This window comes from Pseudomonas sp. KBW05 (assembly GCF_003852405.1).
Lineage (GTDB): Bacteria > Pseudomonadota > Gammaproteobacteria > Pseudomonadales > Pseudomonadaceae > Aquipseudomonas.
Genome location: NZ_QAJM01000023.1, coordinates 122,785 through 142,854 on the forward strand (window position 1 = coordinate 122,785; position 20,070 = coordinate 142,854).

The following is a 20,070-nucleotide window of genomic DNA, read 5'->3' on the forward strand; positions in this document are numbered from 1 at the left end:
TTATCCATACAGCAAAGGTCTTGCTTTTATATGTCCACACCCATCATCCCTTGGATGGGCGGCAAACGCCGCCTGGCCGACCGCCTTATCCCACTTTTCCCACCCCACGAATGCTACGTCGAAGTGTTTGCCGGCGGAGCTGCGCTGTACTTCATGCGTCCCCAGGCCGCGCCGGTTGAAGTCCTCAACGACATCAACGGCGACCTGGTGACGCTGTACCGCGTCGTGCAGAACCACCTGGAAGAATTCGTGCGCCAGTTCAAATGGGCGCTCAGTTCTCGGCAGGTGTTCGAGTGGCAGAAGATGACACGTCCTGAAACCCTGACCGACATCCAGCGCGCCGCCCGGTTCTTTTATCTGCAGCACCATGCCTTTGCTGGCAAGGTTACAGGGCAGACTTTCGGCACCGCAACAACTGGACCGGCAATCAATCTGCTGCGGATCGAGGAAAACCTGTCTGCAGCGTGGCAGCGGTTGTCCGGCACCTACGTTGAAAACCTACCCTGGCTTGCTTGTGCTGAGCGCTACGACCGTGCCCACACCTTCCACTACATGGATCCACCTTACTGGCAGACCGCCGGGTATGGCGTGGATTTTCACTTTGAGAATTACGAGCGCATGGCGGACTTTATGCGTCGCTGCAAAGGCAAGGTCATGGTCAGCATCAATGATCACCCGGACATTCGGCAGGTCTTTGACGGCTTCCATTTTGAAACCGTCGATATTCGCTACAGCACTACAAACCAGCGCCAGGGAAGGGCCGATGTCAGTGGAGAGTTGGTAATCATGAACTGGGAGCCAGCCGCATTAGGGGGGCTGTTTTGATGGTCGCCATGTTCGATCTGATTGGCTTGCTATGTGTTTATGGTAGAGCGTTACTGTGGTCACGCAAACGAAGGATGAACCCCATGGAAACTGCCTCCCACCACTTGAATGTCCTGCCCTCTCAGCTTCTTGCGGCGGCCTCGCGAGGAGAGATTGACCTTAACGAATTGGCTGCTGTTGTGTTGGCTGGCCGTGGGCTTGATCACAACGCAGCCTGGGTAGGCTTCCCGGCGGCCGCTCAATGGCTCGAGCAGCACTTACAGGGCTAATCATCCGCTGATGACAACGGGAGCAGTAGCTCGGCTCCCTGATGTTTCACGTTCCCTACCTCTTTGCCAACGGCATACCACTCAAAATCCTCGGTTGGTTGACAGCACTCAGTGGCTATTTCTTGAGCGCGCTCTGGCGCAAGGCCTGGATCCAGCCACTCCCTAGCATGCTCAGGCGTCAGCACCAAAGGCTTGCGATCATGGATGTCCACCATGCCTTGGTCGCTGGCGGCGGTGATGATCACGAAACCGTCTCCTTCGTTGGGCTCCAGGCCAAGGCTCACTTGGGCGAGAGCCCCGAAAAACATGGGTTTCTGACTTTTCAGGCGAATGAAGTAAGGCTGTTTCTTCTTCGGGTCGTCGGGGTCTTTGACCCACTCATACCAACCTTCACTCGGCACCACGGCTCGGCCATTCGGCCACAGTTGCTTGAAAAACTTGCCCGTAGTGACCGTCTCCACGCGGGCGTTGATTGGGTCGGGGCGTTTGCCCTTGGCCCAGAACGGCGCCCATCCCCATTTGACTGCATCGATATGCAGGCCATTCTCTGCGGTGTGCAGCACTTGCACCCGTGTCGTTGGAGCGACGTTGTAGCGATTGATCGGCACGGCGTCGTACCCACTGAACAGCTCCATCTGTGGGTTTAACTCTTCGATAAAAATCGCCATCCCTTCGTGCTGCACGAATCGCCCACACATACGCACCTCTCCGCTTGTCGAAATCCCCTACAGAAAAATTGACCGCAAGCGTCCTACAAAGTTAACTGTACATTCGTACAGTATATGTAAAAGGTCGCGCCATGAGCTTTACCATTTTAGGTCCCATCGCTGAAGTCGGCGCGAAGCTGCCTTTGTGCTCGTTCCAGGTTCCGGCCGGCTTCCCGTCGCCGGCAGCGGACCACATTGAGCAGCACATCTCACTGGATGAGGTTTTGAACATCCGTGCGCCTCATGTGTACCTGGTAGCGATCACCGGTGAAAGCATGCAAGGCGTCGGGATTTTCGATGGTGACCTCGCCGTGGTGGATCGTGCCATTGAGCCTGTCCACGGGCATGTGGTGGTGGCGCTGCTGAATAATGAGCCCGTGTGCAAGCGTCTATGTAAGCGCGGCCAGGAAGTGGTACTGCTTTCCGAGAACCCCAAATTCCCAGCGCGCTACGTTCTCGAAGGCGACGAGCTGTCGATCTGGGGCGTGATCACCAGCACAGTGCGCAGCCATGTCTAAGCCAGAGCCGACCTTTGCGCTGATCGACTGCAACAGTTTCTACGCCAGTTGCGAGCGCGTATTTCGGCCCGACCTGGCGAAGGTGCCCATCGTGGTGCTGAGCAACAACGATGGCTGTGTCATCGCCCGTAGCTACGATGCCAAGCCGTTCATCAAGATGGGCGAGCCGTATTTCCAGATCAAGCACAAGCTCAAGCAGCACGGCATTGTCCCGTTCTCCTCCAACTATGCGCTGTACGGCGACATGAGCGAGCGCGTGATGAGCCTGATTGAGGCGATGGTGCCGGCAGTTGAGGTGTACAGCATCGACGAGGCGTTTGCCGACTTGACGGGTATCGGTGGATTGGATGCATTGGGTCGACAGATTCGTGCCCAGGTGCTTCGCTGCACAGGCATCCCGGTCGGTGTTGGTATCGCTCACACAAAGACCTTGGCGAAGCTGGCAAACCACACCGCGAAGCGCCTGCAGTCTCAAACCGGCGGGGTGGTCAACATCACCGATCCGGTTAAGCGTGACTGGGTGCTACGCAATACGGACGTGGCGGAAGTTTGGGGCGTTGGCCGCAAGATGAAACTCCATCTTGATGCCATGGGTATCAAGTCGGCTATGGACCTGGCTAAGGCCGATCCGTGGACGCTCCGTAAGAAGTTCAGCGTTGTGATCGAGAAGACAGCTAGAGAGTTGGGCGGCACGCCTTGCTTGAAGCTGGATGAGCCGGATCCGCCAAAGCAGGAGATCTGCTGCAGCCGCATGTTCGGTATGAGGCTGACAGAGCTGCGGCCCATCAAGGAGGCGGTGGCCACCTACATGATGCGTGCCTCTGAGAAGCTCCGCGCCCAGGGCTCGCTGTGCAAGAAGGTGAGGGTGTGCATCCGCACTGGCATGTTCAACCCAGAGGAGGCGAAGTATGCCAATGGGGTGGTGGTGGATATGCCGTATTCCACTGATGACGTGCGGCTGCTTACTCAAGCTGCGCTGGGTGCGCTTGATTTGATATTTCGACCAGGGTTTAAGTACAGCAAGGCTGAGGTGATGTTGCTGAATCTCTGCCAGCCAGGTGAGTACACCGATGATTTGTTTGCTACGTCACAGCCCGCAGAGGCGACTAGGGTGATGACGGTTCTGGACCAGATCAATGAGCGTTGGGGTAGAGGGACGCTTCGCTTGGCCGGTGTGCCCGCACATCCTGATTGGGGCATGCGCCGCGATATGATGAGCCAGAGTTATACGACGAAGCTGAATCAGCTCTGGTCTGTAGCCTGTAAGTAGCGGCATCTTTCGGCCAAAAACTGCCTGTCATGAGCAGCTTTAATCGGCCGGGGTACAAAAACTATCCGGACTAAGACAACAAGACGAAGGCAGCTTATAAACATGGCTAAAAGTAAGAGCAAGTACAACTTATGGCTTTTTAGGAACGCTTCTGCCTAAGATCAAGTATCCACCTAAACGGAGGTACCTGTCATGAAATCACTGAGGCGACACCGTGACCGCCTACCCGTATTGGGTTGCTGGCCACAGCGATGGGTCAGAGATGACGCCGTCTGGCATATGTTTGAGTTACAACTGAAGCCGGACGGGAACGTCGATTGGTATCTTCGTCGCGACGAGGTTGCTCATGGCGGCTATGGTTCGATTACCTATCATGATTACGACACCGCTGTCACTGAGGCCAGATCCACAAATCTCCTGCTTAAAGATGCTGTAAACAATCTTGCCTTACCGCTTCAACAGGCCGAGTCGATACGTTTGAAAGTGCGGAAAGCACTGACAGCGGAAGAACGTCTGATGGACGAGGAAAGGGTCATGCTGATGGAAGCTATCAAGCGTCATAGAGCGGAGCCTCGACCCCGACTGGAGGATCTGACTGTCTTGAATGGTAATGACGCCCTAAGAGCAGAGCTTCATAGATGCCTACTGCAATACCCCTATGTTCAGCTGGTTTTTTCGGCGCGATACGGCATGCTTCTTGAGTACAAAGGAAATTTCACTTGGAGAGGCATTGGAGCTAATAGTCAGAAGGCTGCCCTATACGCTTACCGCGAGAAAATCGCGCGAGGGTTTGGGATGAGTGGTACCGAACACTGGGGCAGAACTAAAGCAGCAATTCGGGATGCGATTCTTCCTCGCGCAAATAAGCTACTACATCTTGCAAGCATGAAACTACTGCTCGCAGATGCGTTGCATCGAGGGCAGCGGGTTTTGATCGCAGGGAGCTTTGTGTTTTGGTACGAGAATGGCAATGTCCCTCGGTGGGTAGTGAAGCAAACGGGTGCTTCAGGTAAGTCGGAGACTGGGGACGCGATGTGGCTCGAAGGTACGATTCTATCCAAGAACCATGGCCGAATCGTTGTACTGCCCTACATCAAAGAGAACGGTGAGCGAGTGCAGGGATATACCAAAAATGCACCTCACGATGGTAAAGCTCTGCTGCGTCACCGGAATGACTACGTCGAACTTCCATTTGAGGTTCTGAAAGGAGACCTAATGTACAGTCTATTCGGTGAATTGCATTACGAATAACAAACCTGCAGAGACGATGATGTGACTAAAGTGTCCATCAATAAATTACGAATAGATCTCTATTGGCCGAAGCGGTCTGCATGGTACGGCAGATTTCGGCCAAAAGCGGTCATCAGGTGTCTACAGAAACAGGGGCTATTCAATCAGCCATCCAGACCGTTGGAAAAATCCTCCTAATGCTCACATATCAAGAGCGGACTGGTACTTCGCTATTGCAGAAAAAACCTTTAAACGAGCTCGGTGCAATAGCACTCTTACGTTAGTCAGCGATATCCCAAGAAGCGTAGAAATTTCGTTTAGATCCAACCCAGAGCGCTCCCTCAATATCAATACGCTTCTCTGCAATTCCGGTAGAGTCTCGAGAGCAATGTTGATGCGAGCATATAGCTCGGATTCGCTCAGAAGTGCTTCAGGGCTATCTTCATGCGATATCACGGAAGGAGTGTAGGAATAATCACCTACGACTAAAACGCCTCCTCCCTCAATCCACGAGGTACATGGAATACAATTCGACTCACTTCGCCGAGCTTTATATCGGCACTTCGCCGTATTGGACGTGACGGCCATCATCCAGGTTCTTAAGCTAGATCGTCTCTGAAATTTGCCTATGCCTTTCACAATCGCAAGCCATGCCTCTTGCACTACGTCATCTGCATGGTGCCGCCCCACGATTCCATAAGCTATGGCCTTCATGGCTCCCTGATGCGTGCACACCAAATCACGATATGCGTCTTGTTCTCCGCGCAATAGGCGGTCCAAAAAATGAGCGTCATCCTTGGCGTTCATGGCAGTACCTAACTGTGGTCGTATCATGATCGTAGCTGTCCTTGGCAGAGATGACGGTTCGGATCATGAAATGCCTAACCACTCATCGCACTGCATCGCTTGATAATCTCGGATACTCATCGCACTCGAGCCCTCAAGAGCACATACGGATCAACCCATTCACTAGATGCACAGCGAAGATAATTAAATGTGGAAGGAGTGAAGCGCCGCTACTTTTCAAGACGCATGCGGCTGGCCGATCTCTGCCTAAGTCCACCGTCAGCTTTGGGTCGATTGCTGCCGGTCAAGCGCAAGGTCAACGGCTTTATCGGTGATGGATTGGAACTACTAAACCAAAGAGCCTTTAAAACAAAGGCCTACAGCTAACCCAGCTTTAGCTCGTACCACTTATGTACCATCGGACTCCTTTCGATCCATACCTCCGCCCTGACTAGCCGCCTTAGGCATCAGGCAGATAACGACCCATAACGGACGTTCAAGCAGATGATGCCAAATAATCGATGGAGTTCGCATTGCCTCTAAGGGGCATTTCAAAACCTCAAAAAAATGACCAAAAGCCCTTGGCATTGATTTCACGGCGACGCGTTGATTAGCCATCCTGACCGCGATCAGCAAAACGCACCGCGATAGCCCGGAATTGCTCATGGTTGGCCAGGAAAACCTCGCAGATATCTGGATCGAAATGCGTAGCACATCCCTCTCGGATTATATCCAGCGCCTGATCGTGTGACATGCCTTTCTTGTATACGCGTCGGCTAATCAGCGCGTCATAAACATCCGCCACCGCCATGAGCCTAGCGCTGATGGGGATGTCATCGGCACTCAGCCCGTCTGGATAACCGGTACCATCCCACTTCTCGTGGTGGCTGTAGGCGATCTCCTTGGCAAGGCGCAAAAATCCCACCGAGATGCCCAACTGCTCTTCGGCATGCCGGATGGCATCGCGTCCCAGTATCGTATGGGTCTTCATCGTCTCGAACTCTTCCGGCGTGAGGCGCCCCGGCTTGAGCAGTATGTCATCGGGTATGCCGATCTTGCCGATGTCATGCAACGGAGCTGACTTAAACAGCAGGCGGATACTTTCGTCATTGAGAAACTGCTGGAACCTCGGATGTTCGCGAAGCATCTCGGCCAGTAGTCTGACGTAGTGCTGAGTTCGTCGAATGTGGTTACCCGTCTCATTGTCGCGGGTTTCGGCCAGCGAGGTCATGGCCTGAATGGTCACATCCTGGATGGCGATGACCTCGGCGGTGCGGCGCTGGACTTCCTGCTCAAGGTAAGCCTTCTGATCACGCAAAAAGTCGGCGGCCGCCTTGATCTTCAATTGGGTTTCCACCCGTGCCAGCACGATGGGTGGGTTGATCGGCTTGGTGATGTAATCCACGGCGCCCATCTGCAAACCCAGGATCTCGTCTTCCATTGTCGCCATGGCGGTGATGAAGATGATCGGGATATGAGCGGTGCGCGGATCGCGCTTGAGCCGCTCTGCTACCTCATACCCCGACAGATCAGGCATCATGATGTCGAGCAGAATCAGATCCGGGCGAGGCTCTTGCACCGCTGCCTTCAGCGCGCGCTCACCGCTGATGGCCACCCGCATGCGGTAGATGTCCTTCAGCAGGCCATTGATCAGCGTAATATTCTCCGGCGTATCATCGACAATGAGGATGATCGGGCGAAGTGAGTAGTTTAGCGTTTCACTCATGATGCTCCCTCCAGCACGTGGTATCGCGGGTCGTCGATGCACGTTTGAGTGTTAGCCGTGCGGCCTCGAAGTCAAAGTTGTTCACCTCATTCATCAACTGCTCGAAACTGTCCTGGCCGAGTGCTCCGCGCAACGAATCCGCATACTGTTCCATATAATCCGGCGCTGCTCCGTCATTGGCCTCCAGCAGGTGGATGAGCGCTATGGCATGCTGTGTCCAGTCGACGCTCGATACCACCGCCGGTGCTGCCTGGCCGCTACCCAGCGCTTGGCGGATTGCATGCACGGCCAGCGAGAGCGCCTCGATCAATTCATTCACCAATGCGTCCGACTCAGCGTGCGCCCTGATCGCGGTTTCCAACTTACCGGCCATGGCTTGCAGGCCGCTGAAGCCGAGGTTGCCTGCAACGCCTTTCACGGTGTGGGCCATTCGCTCGGCCGTCGCCCGGTCACCCGCGCGTAGCGCGTTCCCCAGCGCTTGCCCTTCCAAAGCCCTGCGGTCGGCAAATTGACCTAGCAGCTTGATGTATAGCTGGCGATTGCCCGCCACTCGCCTCAGTCCGTCGGCGCTATCTAGCCCTGGAATGTCCGGTAGGCGCTCCTCGCCCGATGCGGCGCTGGACGGCTCCACTGCCGCCGACCGAGGTACGACCCAGCGCAGAACCGTGGCGATGAGTGCTTGCGGATCCACGGGCTTGGTCACATGGTCGACCATGCCCGCCTCGATGCAGCGCTCCCGGTCCTCGACCCTGGCATGTGCGGTCATAGCAATCACCGGGATCTGTGCGCAGTGAGGCCCGACGCGAATACGCCGGGTCGTCTCGAGACCATCCATCTGCGGCATCTGTACGTCCATCAGCACCGCGTCGTATTGCGCTGCAGCCAACATCGACAGCACCTCGCAGCCGTTGCAGGCAACTTCCACCAGGGCACCGGCAGCCTCGAGAAGCTCCCTGGCAATCTGTTGGTTGATTTCGTTGTCCTCCGCGACGAGCAGGCGCACTCCGGCGAGCACCTTCGCCTGCGCAATGGGTACGGTTAGCGCCACCACGCCCGTTTGCGGCGCGAATAAGTTGACCAGTACCTCTACCAGCGAGGACTGGTTGACCGGCTTGACCAGGAACGCGCGAATGCCGGCCGCTTGCGCAGCGGCGTGCATTTCGTCGTGCCCAAATGCACTGACCATGACGGCGTACAGTGCAGGCTGCAGGCCAAGCGCCCGGCGCGTCGTCTCGATGCCATCCATCTCTGGCATTTGCCAATCCACCAATAGCGCCAGGAACGGGTCGTCGGCCGAAGCACCGCGAAGGCTCTCCAGAGCAGCCTCGCCTGACGCCACCGCGACCGGCGAAAGCCCCGCTACGCGAAGCATGTCGGAAAGGATCTGGCGCGCGTCGGCATTGTCATCGACGACCAGGACGCGCCCTCCGGCGAGCTCCGCAGGGACAATCTGGCGCTGCGTACGCATGTGCTGGTCAAGACCAAGCCAGACGCTGAAAGAGAACGTGCTGCCGTTGCCCGGTTCTGAGTCAACCGCGATCGTTCCGCCCATCAGCTCGACGATGCGCTTCGAGATGGCAAGGCCCAGGCCGGTACCGCCGAATTGTCGCGTTGTGGAGCTATCAGCTTGGGCAAAGGCCTCAAAGAGTCGCCCGATTTGCTCGGGAGTCATGCCGATACCGGTATCGCGGACACGAACCTGCAGTTGAACTTTGTCGCCGGTGCGGCCCAGGTTGCGAACCACGACCGTCACCTGCCCCTGTTCGGTGAATTTCACTGCGTTGCCTACCAGGTTCAGGATGACCTGGCCCAGACGCAGCGGATCTCCAAGCAGCGTCTCGGGAACGTCCGACGCCCGGTCGAACAGCAGCTCAATGCCCCTGTCGTAGGCCTTTTGCGCAATCAGCGAGGACACGTTGTCGAGCACTGCGTCTATCTCAAATGGCACTGCCTCGACGCTAAGCTTGCCGGCCTCGATCTTGGAGAAGTCGAGGATGTCGTTGATGATGCCAAGCAGCGAAGTGCCCGCGTTGTGGATCTTCGAGACATAATCGCGCTGCCGCTGGTCCAGAGAAGTCTTCAGCGCAAGGTAAGACATGCCGATGATCGCATTCATGGGCGTGCGGATTTCGTGACTCATGTTTGCAAGGAAGTCGCTTTTTGCCCGCGTCGCCTCTTCAGCAATCTCCTTCGCCCGCTGCTGCGCGTGCTCTGCTGCCTTGCGCTCGGTGATGTCCTGCAGCCAGCCGAGCAGCCCTTGCTCCCCCTGGATCTGGATTGGCAGGTAGGTGACAAGCATGGTGCGTTCGCGCCCCTGCCGGTCACGCATCGGTACTTCCTGGTCCTTTGCGATGCCGTCGTCCGTGAGGCGTTCGACGATGGCTTCGCGATCATGCCCATTCGCGTAAATCTGCGAAGCAGCGTCACCGACGCCTACGCCGAACGTTTCACAGAAGCGGGGGTTGGCGAAGCGGATCACGCCCTGGGTAGAAAAGGCTATGTTGATTGGACTCGTATCGAGGATTGCCTGCAGCCGCGCGCGTTCTTCGCTAAGCGCCACTGCTGCCGCATGATGATCCGTGACATCGCGCACCCAACTGGCGACCAGGGTCTCACCGTGGATTGTCACGAATGATGCACCGACCAGAACCCAGAGAATTGATCCATTTTTGTGCAGCAGGCGGGTCTCGAAGTTTTCGACCTTGCCGTTTCGTGTCAGCAGTTCGAGGAAGCGTTCGCGCTCCTCAGGGTCGACATACAGGCTCGTGGCGTTGCGCCCGAGCAGGTCCTCGCTGACATAACCGGTCGCCTGTGAAAAGCGTTGGCTTACTTCCCTGACAGCTCCGTTCCGATCTGCCAGCACCAGGCTGGCGGGGCTGGTATCCATGAGCGCGCGGGTGAAAGCCTCGCGCTCGGCTAGCTCTGCGGCAACGCGCTTGCGCTCGTCTACTTCCCGGTTGAGGCGTCGGTTCCAGGCCAGCATGGCGCCGAGCAACAGCAGGACCGCGACCAAGCTCGGTATCGCCCAGCTCATTACGGTTTTAATATCGAGGCCGTCCTCGTTGAGGGACTCCTCGAACAGCCGGTACTCCATGAGCGATACGCGATAGTACCGCCGCCAGCTCGCATCGAGCGGCGAATCAATGCGATTGCTGGACTGGAAGAACTGCTCCAGCGCTCGTGCGAGATCCGGCGCGTTGCGCGCAACACCCCACCCAACGCTGGTCGCTTCGCTGACCGGAAACGCAATGGAGAGACGTTCGGGATCTTCACGAGCCCAGCGCAGCGCGCTTTCACTACCCAACACCGTGAAGTCCACCTTCGCATCGGCTACCAGTTTCACCGCCTGTTCGGTTGTCGCATAGACCATTCTGACCGGCTTACTGGAGAGAGGACCGCGGTTGGCTTCATCGATCCACTGCTCGTAGCCCGTGCCCTTCTGCACTGCCGCCGTCAGACCGAGCAGATCAGACACCTCATTGCCTAGGGACTGGTTGGAGCGATGGGCGATGACCAGGTTGCGTACCCGGTAATAGGGCACGAGCAGCATCTTCGTTTCGCGCCAAGGGACGATCTGCAAGTCATTTGGATAAAGATCGCAGTGGCCGTCAGCGAGTAGCTTTGGGTCGTAGCTTGCCTCGCGCACGGTCTCGCCCCGATCGTCGTGAAACTGCGCATCGAAGCTCGGCAGTTCCGTTACCTGTGGGCGTAAACTGAGTGATCGCGCGAACGCCTCCGCATTGGTCCGGTAGAAGGAAGCGCTTGAGCCAGCCACGCATATGCGCAGGACGCCGCTTTCCCGAATCTGGGACAGCGTACGTGCTTCCACGCATGGCATGCCCAACACCAACAAGCCTCCCAGTGCAAGTAACGCTCGCAAGCGCGGCTCTGTTTTCAAAATCCACCTGCTGGTAGGTAATTGCTCACGATCCAACTCGACGTATCCTTGTGAAAGCCCTTGCACGAGCTTGTCCGCCGTTCTGCACTGGGATGATAGGCTTTTGGAGTGTAGGCATACGCTGCAGCAAGCGCCAGGAACAAAAACTGGGCGAGCTAGCGACTTCCCACTGCTACTCACCGCTCGGAAAATGAGTTTCCGGACGCTTACTTAGCACTCGTACACCTAAGTTTCTCCACTATCCGCTATGAGTCGAAAGCAGCCTTTAGCGACCGGCTGCTATTGGCCGAAAGCAGCCATGACCCATTTCGTAAAAGCTTTGGCAGTTTTGTGGTTTGTGTTCGGTCGGCAGGATACCGGCTGAGGGCAAAAAAAGTTCCCAAACTAAAGACGCACCCCTTGTAGAATGCGGTCTGTAGCTCGTACACTTTCCTTGAGTAATGGAACTCCGCAGGCTTTCAAAGCTCCGGCCCGCGTGAATTTGCATAGCGGTCTTGAAAACCGGCGAACGTTAATAGCGTTCCCAGGGTTCGAATCCCTGGTTTCCCGCCAAGATTCAAACAAAAGCCTCGCGGAAGCGGGGCTTTTGTGTTTCTGGGGTTTGGGCAACATGCGACAGTTTTCCATAGGCACTCCGAAACCTCGCCTATTTGAAGGGCTTGGCGCGATGCCTGCGCAGCTTGCCCCACAGTAAATATCCCCTCAAATTTGTCGCTTTTCTGACGAGCTTTTACTCGTCATCTCCTTGTTTTTTTACTACTATCCTTCGTCTGTGTACTCAAGGAAGAGAGGCTGAGCGCCTTGAGTCTGGTAGAAAATTACACTCGATCATTCAATGAGTTATTGCTTTTACCCAGAACCTAACGACTCAGCCAGCCGTAATTACTTTTTGGTGAAACCGATGGATAAAATGTGTGGCATCGTTGTAGTGGTCGGACTTGCCCTCGCGGGATGCGCTACGAAAACTCCAGAAAAGCCTGAAGTTGCTCCAGCTCCTGCCGTCGTCCAGCCAGCACCACCTGAAGTCGCACCTTCGACACCACCAAATTACACCGTGCGGTACGAGGCAGCTCCTGCGGCCGCCACTTATGACTCCCGGACCGCTGCCTCAGCGGACGCGGATCAGTCAGAAGCAGACACAAACCTGAACCAGAATCGCGCTGAGCAGTGCCGTAAAGAGCTGGATGTTTTGAAGCTCTACAACAAAGCGTCTTACGTGAAATACGAGGCGGAATACCAAGCCATTGCTGCCAAGACTGCCAAGTACATGGAAATCAAGGACTCGCTAGGTTCTGATTTGAACTACATGGTCATGCCTGCTTATCAATTCCAAATTCGTGAATTCTGCTTCCGAGTCAAGACTCGTCTGTCGCAGCTTGTGCTTCGCCAGGCCAAGTAAGGAAGCGCTGAAAAAGGCTTCGCACGGCCAGGGTTCGAATCCCTGGTTTTGCGCCAAGATTCAGACGAAAGCCCCGCGAAAGCGGGGCTTTTGTGTTTCTGGCCTCCATCCCCCAGATCAAGCATTTCATTGGCCGCTGTTGCACGGATGTGAACCAGATGCACTGAGGTAGACTCAGCCAATTATTTAAAGGGAGCGTTAACGCAATGGAATTGAAGTCGCCGAGTAAAAATATCCGAATCGTAGGCATTGCCGGGGTGGTTGCGGGCGTAGCTACCCTCGCGATGAACGCTGAAGGTTTCATGCACACGTTTGGGGTAGGTATTCTGGCGGGAGGTCTGGTGCTGTTTGTACTTCCTTCGTTCGTGGCGCGGTGCCAAAAGTGAGCGCGGGCATGTAGCTTTTTGGAGGGGATGCTCCAACACCGGGCGATATCTGGCAGCTCTAAAGCCAGATCATCCAGGCGCCAGAGCTCTGGCTGGTTGGGGGGGGTAAGAATGAGGCTGCCAAGTGCGGTCTTCGTAAAGACCTTAAGCTCCACTGATGTTCACGGAGGAATAAATGCGGATCTACATCACCGGAGCCTCATGCGCAGGCGTGACTACCCTGGGCCAAAACCTCGCCAACCAGCTCGCCATGCCCCACGTCGATGTCGATGATTTTTACTGGATGCCTACCAACCCGCCGTTCACAACCAAGCGACCTGTCAGTGAGCGCGTGCCATTGATCCAGCAAGCATTCGGTGGCGATGAGTGGGTGCTGACCGGCTCCTGCATGGGGTGGGGCGATGCGCTGATTGCCGCTGTCGATCTGATTGTATTCGTTGTGACACCCACACCCGTTCGCCTGGAGCGGCTGGCTGCCCGCGAGAAGCAGCGGTTTGGCGAACGGATCGCACCGGGTGGCGATATGCATGAGATACACATCGCCTTTCGCGAATGGGCCTCGCAGTATGACGACCCGAGCTTTTCAGGACGCAACCGCGCGTGGCATGAGACGTGGCTGTCAGGGCAAACGGCTCCGGTCTTACGGGTTGACGGGATGAATCGTGCTGAAAAGATGGTTGCGGATGTCATTCACAGGGTGTCGTAGTTATTGCTCACAGCTCCACCTTCCGTACTAATCCCACCCACCCAAGCCCCTTCTCTTTGGTCCTGCAAGCCCCGTTTCCATTGGACTTGAGCATTTTCGGCTGCAATCCTGCCGGCCAATACCGCCGAAGAACAAGGACGCTGCCAATGCTCGGTTATTACGCCCAATACAGCCACCTCTACCTCACCACCCTGATGGTGGTCACCACACTGTTTTTCGCCCTGCCGATTTTTATCGCGCCGATCGCCTGGGCGCGCGCCATGCGCTGGACGATTCCCGAGCACCAGCATTTGGCGATCTATTTTGGCCGCTGCCTGGGGGCGTTCATCCTGGTGGTGGAAGCCACCATGTTGCGCTCGGTCACCACCGGCACCAGTTTCAGCTACGCCTTCGATGTGCTGTTTGTGGTGTTTGCGTTGATGTTTGTCGTGCATGTCTATGGCGCGCTGAAGCGCATTCAGCCCATTACCGAAACCCTGGAAATTGGCTTCTGGATGATTCTGTTCGTGCTCAACACGCTGTTCTACCCCGCGACGTCCATCACGCTGTAGCACCACGAAACACAGTGCCGACAAACCCATATCGACACCGGGCCTGCTCAACTAGACTAGCCAGCACAACAGCTGCTGACAGCGCCCGGTGAGCCCTCCATGATTGCCCATACCCCCACGCTTTTTGCCTGTGTTGCCCTGGTGGCGACGATCATGGCGTTTTGTCTGATCCTGGTCGGCCAGTTCAATCGGGGTGACAGCCTGCTCACCATTGGCTTCGGTTTGCTCGCCCACGCGTTGGCCTACGTTGGCTACACCTTCTACGGGCATGCGCCGCTGTGGTTTACCTACGGCGTGGCCAATACGCTGCTGGCCGTGGCGCTGGCTTTTTATGGGGCCAGCGTGTTTCGCATCGTTGAGCTGCCTGTCGCCTGGTGGCGGGCGTTTGCGCCTGCGGTGCTGATGGCGGTGTTGATGGCCAGCCTGATCGACACCCTGGAACCGCGCATGCTCGCCGCCACCTTTGTGTTGATGTTGCAGTGCGCGCTTATCATCTATTGGACATTGCGCTACATCCCGGCCCAGGGGCGCGCGCGCCTGCTGCTAATCATTGGCTCGAGCATCAGCCTGATTGGCCTGGGCATGCGTGTGGTGGCGGTGTTCGGCGGCGGTGCGGCAGAGATGCGCTATGACGTCAGCAACCTCAAGCAAACCATCTCGGTGAGTATCGGCACGTTCACGGCGATGATGATTTCGCTGGGCCTAGTGTTGCTGTCCAAGGAGCGCAGTGAATCGCGGTTTCAGTACCTGGCGTTGCGCGATGTGTTGACTGGCATTCTCAACCGTCGGGCGATCCTCGAGCAGTTCGCCACGGAGCTGGAGCGCGCCCGCCGCGACGGCTCCAGCCTGGCGGTGGCGATGGTCGTTATCGACCACTTCAAGCAGATCAATGATGTGCATGGCCATCTGGCGGGGGATGAAGTGATTGTTCACTGTGCAGCGCACCTGTCCCAGCGCCTGCGCCAATCCGACAGCATCGGCCGTTATGGCGGCGAGGAGTTTCTGTTGCTGCTGCCGGGCACCAGCCCTGAAGGTGCGGTGGCGGTACTCGATGAGCTGCGCGCTTCGCTGGCCGACACGCCGGCGGGGTATGGGGCGTCAAGCATTGCGGCGCGGATCAGTATCGGTGTGTGTTGCGGGGTGCCAGGGGCGTGCGACACCACCGCCAGCCTGCTGGCCCGGGCGGATGCGGCGTTGTATGAGGCCAAGGGCATGGGGCGCAATACCTTGCGGTTGGCGCCGCCACTGTCGGGTGAGGGCGACGCTTCGTTCAGTCCGGTCTGATCGGTTACCCACTAACGGCCAGGAACCGCTGCCTGCGTCTAGCACGTGCGTGTTCGGGGTATCCTAGCGGCCTAACTCAAGGAGGCGTGACGTGAAGGGAATCAAAACCGAAACACTGCGACAGCTTGTATGCGTTGTTGTTATCGGAATCGGAAGCGGCTTGTATGGCGCAAGGCTCGTCGAATTCTGGGGAATGTTCGCGGTGATGCTGGCGCCGCACGCGGTGTTTTACGCGTGGGATAACCGGGGCTGTTTTCGGACCTCCACTAAATCCCAGACAAAGAAAAGCCCGTGATGGGGAGCACGGGCTAAAAGGGATGTTCATTAGGAGCTGGTTTGACCATAAGCGCTTGACTGTGAAAACGGTGTGAAAGGACAGCACCTGATGCAACCTTTTTGTAGGGCTGTGCGACACCTACCGTCTGGCGTAGTGTGTGGGTTCTTTTCCCACAGTGCAGGGTGTAATCCATGTCAGATGAAGTACGGCTTGTCGTCATTATCACTACTCAGCCGGGTCGAGGTTCCGACCAGTTGGCGGCGTTTGAAAAGCTGGCGCCGCTGGTCAGGGCCGAGGAGGGGTGCATTCAATATGATCTGCATCCCGTGGCCGGCAACCCCGACAGCTTCGTGCTGATCGAGAAGTGGGCGTCAAAAGCCACGTTGGAAGCCCACCACCGCACGGCACATATGCAAGAAGCCAGTCGACACAATCCTACGTTCCGCGCCGGGCCTTCCACGGTTTTGCTGCTTGAGGCGGCGGTTTAAGCCATCGCCTATCGCACTTTTTTGCATTTCCTCGCTCTATCTGTGACCCCACCACATTCATTCCCCGTGGACACAAGAGCGAGACCTGGTGCCGATAGATCGCCTGAAAGCCAGATGTAAGCGTCGCCGGACGCGGCAACCACTGCTACTGGTTGCCGCGTTCCTGCTGTGTGTCGCCGGTTGCAGCCAGCAACAGGCGCGGGACGTGGCCAAGCAGTTCAGCAATGGCAAGCCCGATGAGTTCTTCCAGACCAGCGTCGATCGCATGGCCACCCTGGGCATGCGCGACAACCTGCAAAGCCTGTATCTGCTGATGAACAAGCTCTACCTGCGCAACCCCAGCCAATGGCGGCAATCGGGTTACCCGGACGCGGTGAGCGCGGCCCGGGAAATCCGCCTGGCGATCGAAAACCGCCGAGCACTGCCAGCCCTTGGCGAGCGTCGCGACCTGGCCGCATTGAGTTACTCCCTGAGCCCGGAGTTTCGCGGCGACCGGGTCGGCGCCTTCATCTATGCGATCGGCAGCATGATCGTCACCGCCCATGGCGGGCGCACCGAGTTCTACATCACTGACGCGATCAACCCGCAATTCGTCAGCAACGCCGCGCGCAACATCGAAAAAGCCACCTGGCTGCTCAGCCAGCGCCAGGATGCCAATGGTGTGTTGCTGCTGTTCTCCAACGAAATCTCGGAGGAGGGCAGCAACCTCAGCTTTGCCGTGGAATTCGGCAAGATTGTTGCGCGGCTCGACCTGTTGACCCAGCTGCTGGATGAGCGCTACCGGCGTATCGGCGTCAACTATGCGCAGAGCTTGTTGCTGATGAATTTCCTGCCGGTGCAGTAAGCACCCCAAATAAGTGGCTTTACATTAGTGTGGCTAAAAATGTCCAATTGCAGCGTGATAGACGGTTTGCGCCGTCTTTCATCCCTCCCGCTTTGCCCACGAGGTCACCATGCAGATCAACAGCGAGCGTGCAGCCACTGCATGCGGTTTGGTAGCGATTCTCCTGTGGAGTACCGCCGCCGGGCTTATCCGCAGCGTCAGTGAACTGTTTGGCCCGTTGGGCGGCGCGGCGTTGATCTACACCTTGGGGGCGGTGCTGTTGGTGCTGTTCCTAGGACGGCCGCGGGTGCGTGCGACGTCCTGGTTCTACCTGATTGTGGGCAGTGCCCTGTTTGTGGCGTACGAATTGTGCCTGTCGCTGGCATTGGGTTACGCCAGCACTCGCAACCAGGCGATTGAGCTTGGGGTGGTGAACTACTTGTGGCCCTGCCTGACCGTGTTGCTCGCCATTGTCATGAATGGGCAGAAGGCCCGCTGGCTGATCCTGCCTGGTACCGCGCTGGCGTTGTTTGGCATCGTGTGGGTGGTGAGCGGTGAGGGCCTGGCATTGGCCACCCTCGTCGCCAACGTGAGCAGCAACCCCCTGAGCTACAGCCTCGCCCTGGGCTGCGCGGTGACGTTTGCTTTGTACTGCAACGTCACTCGGCGCTATGCCGGTGGGCAAAACCTGGTGATGCTGTTTTTTACCCTGGCCGCCGCTGTGCTGTGGTTGAAATACGCGCTGAGCACTGAAGTGCTGCCCGCGTTCACCCTCAACAGCAGCCTGCAACTGGGCGCGGCCGGCATTGCCATGGCCGGCGGTTACGCGCTGTGGAACCTGGGCATCCTGCGTGGCAACCTGACGCTACTGGCCACAGCCTCGTATTCTGCGCCGGTGTTGTCGTCGGCATTTGCCGCGGTGTGGTTGGGTGCCCACCTGACCGCACAGTTCTGGCAGGGCGCCGTGTTGGTGACCGTGGGCTCGCTGATGTGCTGGCAAGCGACGCGCACGCGACTGCGCGATGTTTAGGAGTGCGCTGTTTCTTCTTCCGATGTAGGAATGGGCCTAACTTCACGGGCGCTGCTTGAAACGCCTACCACTCGGCAATAGCCTCGGACTTTTCTTGGAAATGAGTGCCTGCCTTGGGTAAGTCAAAAACGCGTTGGCCGACGGATCGCGAAATCCGCCTGCGATTTATCCTGTTTGCCGTGATTGACGTCGCGAGTGTTCAAGGCGTTTGCGCTGAGTTGTTGTTGCCAGCGCATAAACTGCTGCGCGATTCGCCCACGGAAATGCAGTTGTGCGAAACCCTTGCTGAGATTCTGGCCACCGAAGAAATGGTTGGCTTTCGGTTTACCCAGGGTTCAGAGGCGGATGAGTTGATGCAGACGCTGAATTTTCAGCGTGGTTAGATCGATTATTTCCTTATGGTTGGTCGCAATTCCTACAACGAATATCCATAACGCTACTTTAAACGCGCCCATGGATGGAATGGGCGTAGTAACAACAAATCCAACGTCATCACATCCATATCAGCTGTTTTCATCGACCAAGCCCGCCACCGAACATCCATTCCTGCTGCTCTGCCGACGTCTTGCGCGGTGGCCTGGCGTCTCTAGAATCGGCGCCAGAACTTAGCCATTTCCTGTCGATTACGGAGTTTCGAACATGATGAATGCAATGCAGATGCCGATGAACAACGCCATGCCAATGATGCCGATGATGGGCATGCCGATGATGATGGCCACGATGAAGTGCGAAATGGCCGCTGACGCCATGATGTGCACCATGAAACCTGCCGCTGGCATGGACATGGCTCAGTTCAAGAACAACGCCGAGATGATGGCGATGATGATGAACTGCGGCATGCCGATGATGATGCAGTGCGCCAATATGTCGATGATGTGCCTGTCGGCCGACGCCATGGCCATGATGAACAACATGAACATGATGCCGATGATGGGCATGCCGATGATGAAGTGCGTGATGGAATGCACCCTGATGGCCGACAGCATGATGTGCAAAATGATGCCAATGCCCGGCATGAGCATGGCCATGATGGAAAACTGCTGCATGCTCATGAACAAGATGATGAACGACTGCGCCATGCCGATGATGATGAGCTGCAATGGCATGCCGATGATGTGCTGCACCTGCTGATAGGTCTAGCTCAAAGCAACCCTGTGGCGAGGGAGCTTGCTCCCGCTGGGGCGCGAAGCGGCCCCGCTCTTTGTCAAAACAGACGGGGACTGCTACGCAGTCCAGCGGGAGCAAGCTCCCTCGCCACAGGTCATCGCATTAATCGAGTCTCTCGGGATACGTGATCACCAAAAACGCCACCGCCTCACTGTCCGCCGGGTTTCGGTAGCGGTGGGGCTGGTCGGCGTAGAACAGGATCGAATCACCGGTAGACAGCAGGTAGCGCTCGTCATTGACGCTCACCTCCAGCACACCTTGGGCCACTACCAGATTTTCCTGGATACCGGGACCATGGCCTTCGGAAACTTCCTCGCCCAGTGCGCGAAGGCGGATCTCGTAGAACTCGGATTGGCGCGCCGTATCGTAGGGAAACAACGCACGGCTAATAAACGCGCCATCGGCACTCACCAGGCGCTTGCTTTGTTGCGCCGGCAACACCTCGACCCCTTCAAATGCGCGATCTTCCAGAAACGCCGCGACCGACACCTTCAAGCCCTTGGCAATCTTGCACAGCACCTTGATCGACGGCACGCTGCGCCCGGACTCGATCTGCGCCAGCATCGCGCGGCTCACACCACAGGCGCGCGCCAGGCCGTCCAGGGACAAATGCCGCTTGCCGCGCAGGCGTTGCAGATTGTGCGCGACGCACAGGCTGATGACGTCGTCATCGGAATTCGGTTTGGGCGGGGGCGCGGGAGGATCGGGCAACACATGCAGGAAATTCATC

General features: G+C 57.0%; 20 protein-coding genes. 15 read left to right on the forward strand and 5 right to left on the reverse strand.

The genetic code is table 11. From position 1 onward, the window contains the following. Positions 1–30 precede the first annotated feature (30 nt). Positions 31–825, forward strand: a complete 795-nt coding sequence (locus DBR46_RS22385) for a DNA adenine methylase (RefSeq protein ID WP_124527951.1) — start codon at positions 31–33, stop codon at positions 823–825. 83 nt (positions 826–908) lie between these two features. Beyond that, entirely contained in the window at positions 909–1,094 is a 186-nt protein-coding gene (locus DBR46_RS22390) for a hypothetical protein (RefSeq protein WP_124527952.1), read from the forward strand. Here the strand turns inward: DBR46_RS22390 and DBR46_RS22395 are convergent. Beyond that, positions 1,091–1,792, reverse strand: coding sequence for an SOS response-associated peptidase family protein (locus tag DBR46_RS22395; protein ID WP_124527953.1), 702 nt, complete (start codon positions 1,790–1,792; stop codon positions 1,091–1,093). The genes DBR46_RS22390 and DBR46_RS22395 overlap by 4 nt on opposite strands. A gap of 101 nt (positions 1,793–1,893) precedes the next feature. Between DBR46_RS22395 and DBR46_RS22400 the strand changes: the two genes are divergently transcribed. From DBR46_RS22400 to DBR46_RS22410, 3 genes are all read left to right on the forward strand, one after another. Beyond that, positions 1,894–2,319 (forward strand): LexA family transcriptional regulator, encoded by a 426-nt coding sequence (locus DBR46_RS22400; protein ID WP_124527954.1) that lies wholly within the window; start codon positions 1,894–1,896, stop codon positions 2,317–2,319. Continuing rightward, positions 2,312–3,589: a translesion error-prone DNA polymerase V subunit UmuC gene (gene umuC, locus DBR46_RS22405; protein WP_124527955.1), complete on the forward strand. Its 1,278-nt coding sequence runs from the start codon at positions 2,312–2,314 to the stop codon at positions 3,587–3,589. Before DBR46_RS22400 ends, umuC begins: the two co-directional genes overlap by 8 nt. 279 nt (positions 3,590–3,868) lie before the next feature. Then, complete coding sequence (locus DBR46_RS22410; RefSeq protein ID WP_256659357.1) at positions 3,869–4,840, forward strand: hypothetical protein; 972 nt, start codon at positions 3,869–3,871, stop codon at positions 4,838–4,840. 180 nt (positions 4,841–5,020) lie between these two features. On the opposite strand, the gene DBR46_RS22415 is transcribed toward DBR46_RS22410, so the two are convergent. The 3 genes from DBR46_RS22415 to DBR46_RS22425 all read right to left on the reverse strand — a co-directional run bounded on the left by DBR46_RS22415 (position 5,021) and on the right by DBR46_RS22425 (position 11,169). Then, the gene (locus DBR46_RS22415; protein ID WP_065881608.1) at positions 5,021–5,626 is read right to left on the reverse strand and encodes an RNA polymerase sigma factor; all 606 of its coding nucleotides are present in this window, start codon (positions 5,624–5,626) and stop codon (positions 5,021–5,023) included. A gap of 589 nt (positions 5,627–6,215) precedes the next feature. After that, the gene (locus tag DBR46_RS22420) at positions 6,216–7,331 is read right to left on the reverse strand and encodes an HD-GYP domain-containing protein (protein WP_124527957.1); all 1,116 of its coding nucleotides are present in this window, start codon (positions 7,329–7,331) and stop codon (positions 6,216–6,218) included. Next, on the reverse strand, positions 7,324–11,169 hold the full coding sequence (locus DBR46_RS22425; protein ID WP_256659371.1) for a response regulator: 3,846 nt from the start codon (positions 11,167–11,169) through the stop codon (positions 7,324–7,326). Before DBR46_RS22425 ends, DBR46_RS22420 begins: the two co-directional genes overlap by 8 nt. An 895-nt stretch (positions 11,170–12,064) precedes the next feature. Between DBR46_RS22425 and DBR46_RS30595 the strand changes: the two genes are divergently transcribed. The 10 genes from DBR46_RS30595 (at position 12,065) to DBR46_RS30600 (ending at position 19,304) form a co-directional block, all read left to right on the forward strand. Beyond that, positions 12,065–12,628: a hypothetical protein gene (locus tag DBR46_RS30595; RefSeq protein ID WP_242551629.1), complete on the forward strand. Its 564-nt coding sequence runs from the start codon at positions 12,065–12,067 to the stop codon at positions 12,626–12,628. 206 nt (positions 12,629–12,834) lie between these two features. After that, positions 12,835–13,014 (forward strand): hypothetical protein, encoded by a 180-nt coding sequence (locus DBR46_RS22435; RefSeq protein WP_124527959.1) that lies wholly within the window; start codon positions 12,835–12,837, stop codon positions 13,012–13,014. A 175-nt stretch (positions 13,015–13,189) separates the two neighbouring features. Then, a complete protein-coding gene (locus tag DBR46_RS22440) occupies positions 13,190–13,720 on the forward strand; it encodes an adenylate kinase (protein ID WP_124527960.1) in 531 nt (176 codons plus the stop codon). A gap of 146 nt (positions 13,721–13,866) precedes the next feature. Next, positions 13,867–14,271 (forward strand): hypothetical protein, encoded by a 405-nt coding sequence (locus tag DBR46_RS22445; protein ID WP_124527961.1) that lies wholly within the window; start codon positions 13,867–13,869, stop codon positions 14,269–14,271. 99 nt (positions 14,272–14,370) lie between these two features. Continuing rightward, positions 14,371–15,555 carry a GGDEF domain-containing protein gene (locus tag DBR46_RS22450; RefSeq protein WP_124527962.1) on the forward strand — a complete coding sequence of 395 codons (1,185 nt, stop codon included), beginning with the start codon at positions 14,371–14,373 and terminating at the stop codon, positions 15,553–15,555. A 468-nt stretch (positions 15,556–16,023) separates the two neighbouring features. Next, on the forward strand, positions 16,024–16,320 hold the full coding sequence (locus DBR46_RS22455) for a putative quinol monooxygenase (RefSeq protein WP_124527963.1): 297 nt from the start codon (positions 16,024–16,026) through the stop codon (positions 16,318–16,320). Positions 16,321–16,462: 142 nt separating this feature from the next. Next, complete coding sequence (locus DBR46_RS22460; RefSeq protein ID WP_177414114.1) at positions 16,463–17,164, forward strand: hypothetical protein; 702 nt, start codon at positions 16,463–16,465, stop codon at positions 17,162–17,164. Between the two features lie 109 nt (positions 17,165–17,273). Further along, positions 17,274–18,173: an aromatic amino acid DMT transporter YddG gene (yddG, locus tag DBR46_RS22465; RefSeq protein ID WP_124527964.1), complete on the forward strand. Its 900-nt coding sequence runs from the start codon at positions 17,274–17,276 to the stop codon at positions 18,171–18,173. Between the two features lie 113 nt (positions 18,174–18,286). Next, entirely contained in the window at positions 18,287–18,556 is a 270-nt protein-coding gene (locus tag DBR46_RS22470) for a hypothetical protein (RefSeq protein ID WP_124527965.1), read from the forward strand. Positions 18,557–18,812: 256 nt separating this feature from the next. Beyond that, positions 18,813–19,304: a hypothetical protein gene (locus DBR46_RS30600; RefSeq protein ID WP_256659363.1), complete on the forward strand. Its 492-nt coding sequence runs from the start codon at positions 18,813–18,815 to the stop codon at positions 19,302–19,304. A gap of 138 nt (positions 19,305–19,442) precedes the next feature. Here DBR46_RS30600 and DBR46_RS22480 read toward each other — a convergent pair whose 3' ends face one another. Further along, on the reverse strand, positions 19,443–20,069 hold the full coding sequence (locus DBR46_RS22480) for a helix-turn-helix domain-containing protein (protein ID WP_124527966.1): 627 nt from the start codon (positions 20,067–20,069) through the stop codon (positions 19,443–19,445). Position 20,070: the final 1 nt, after the last annotated feature.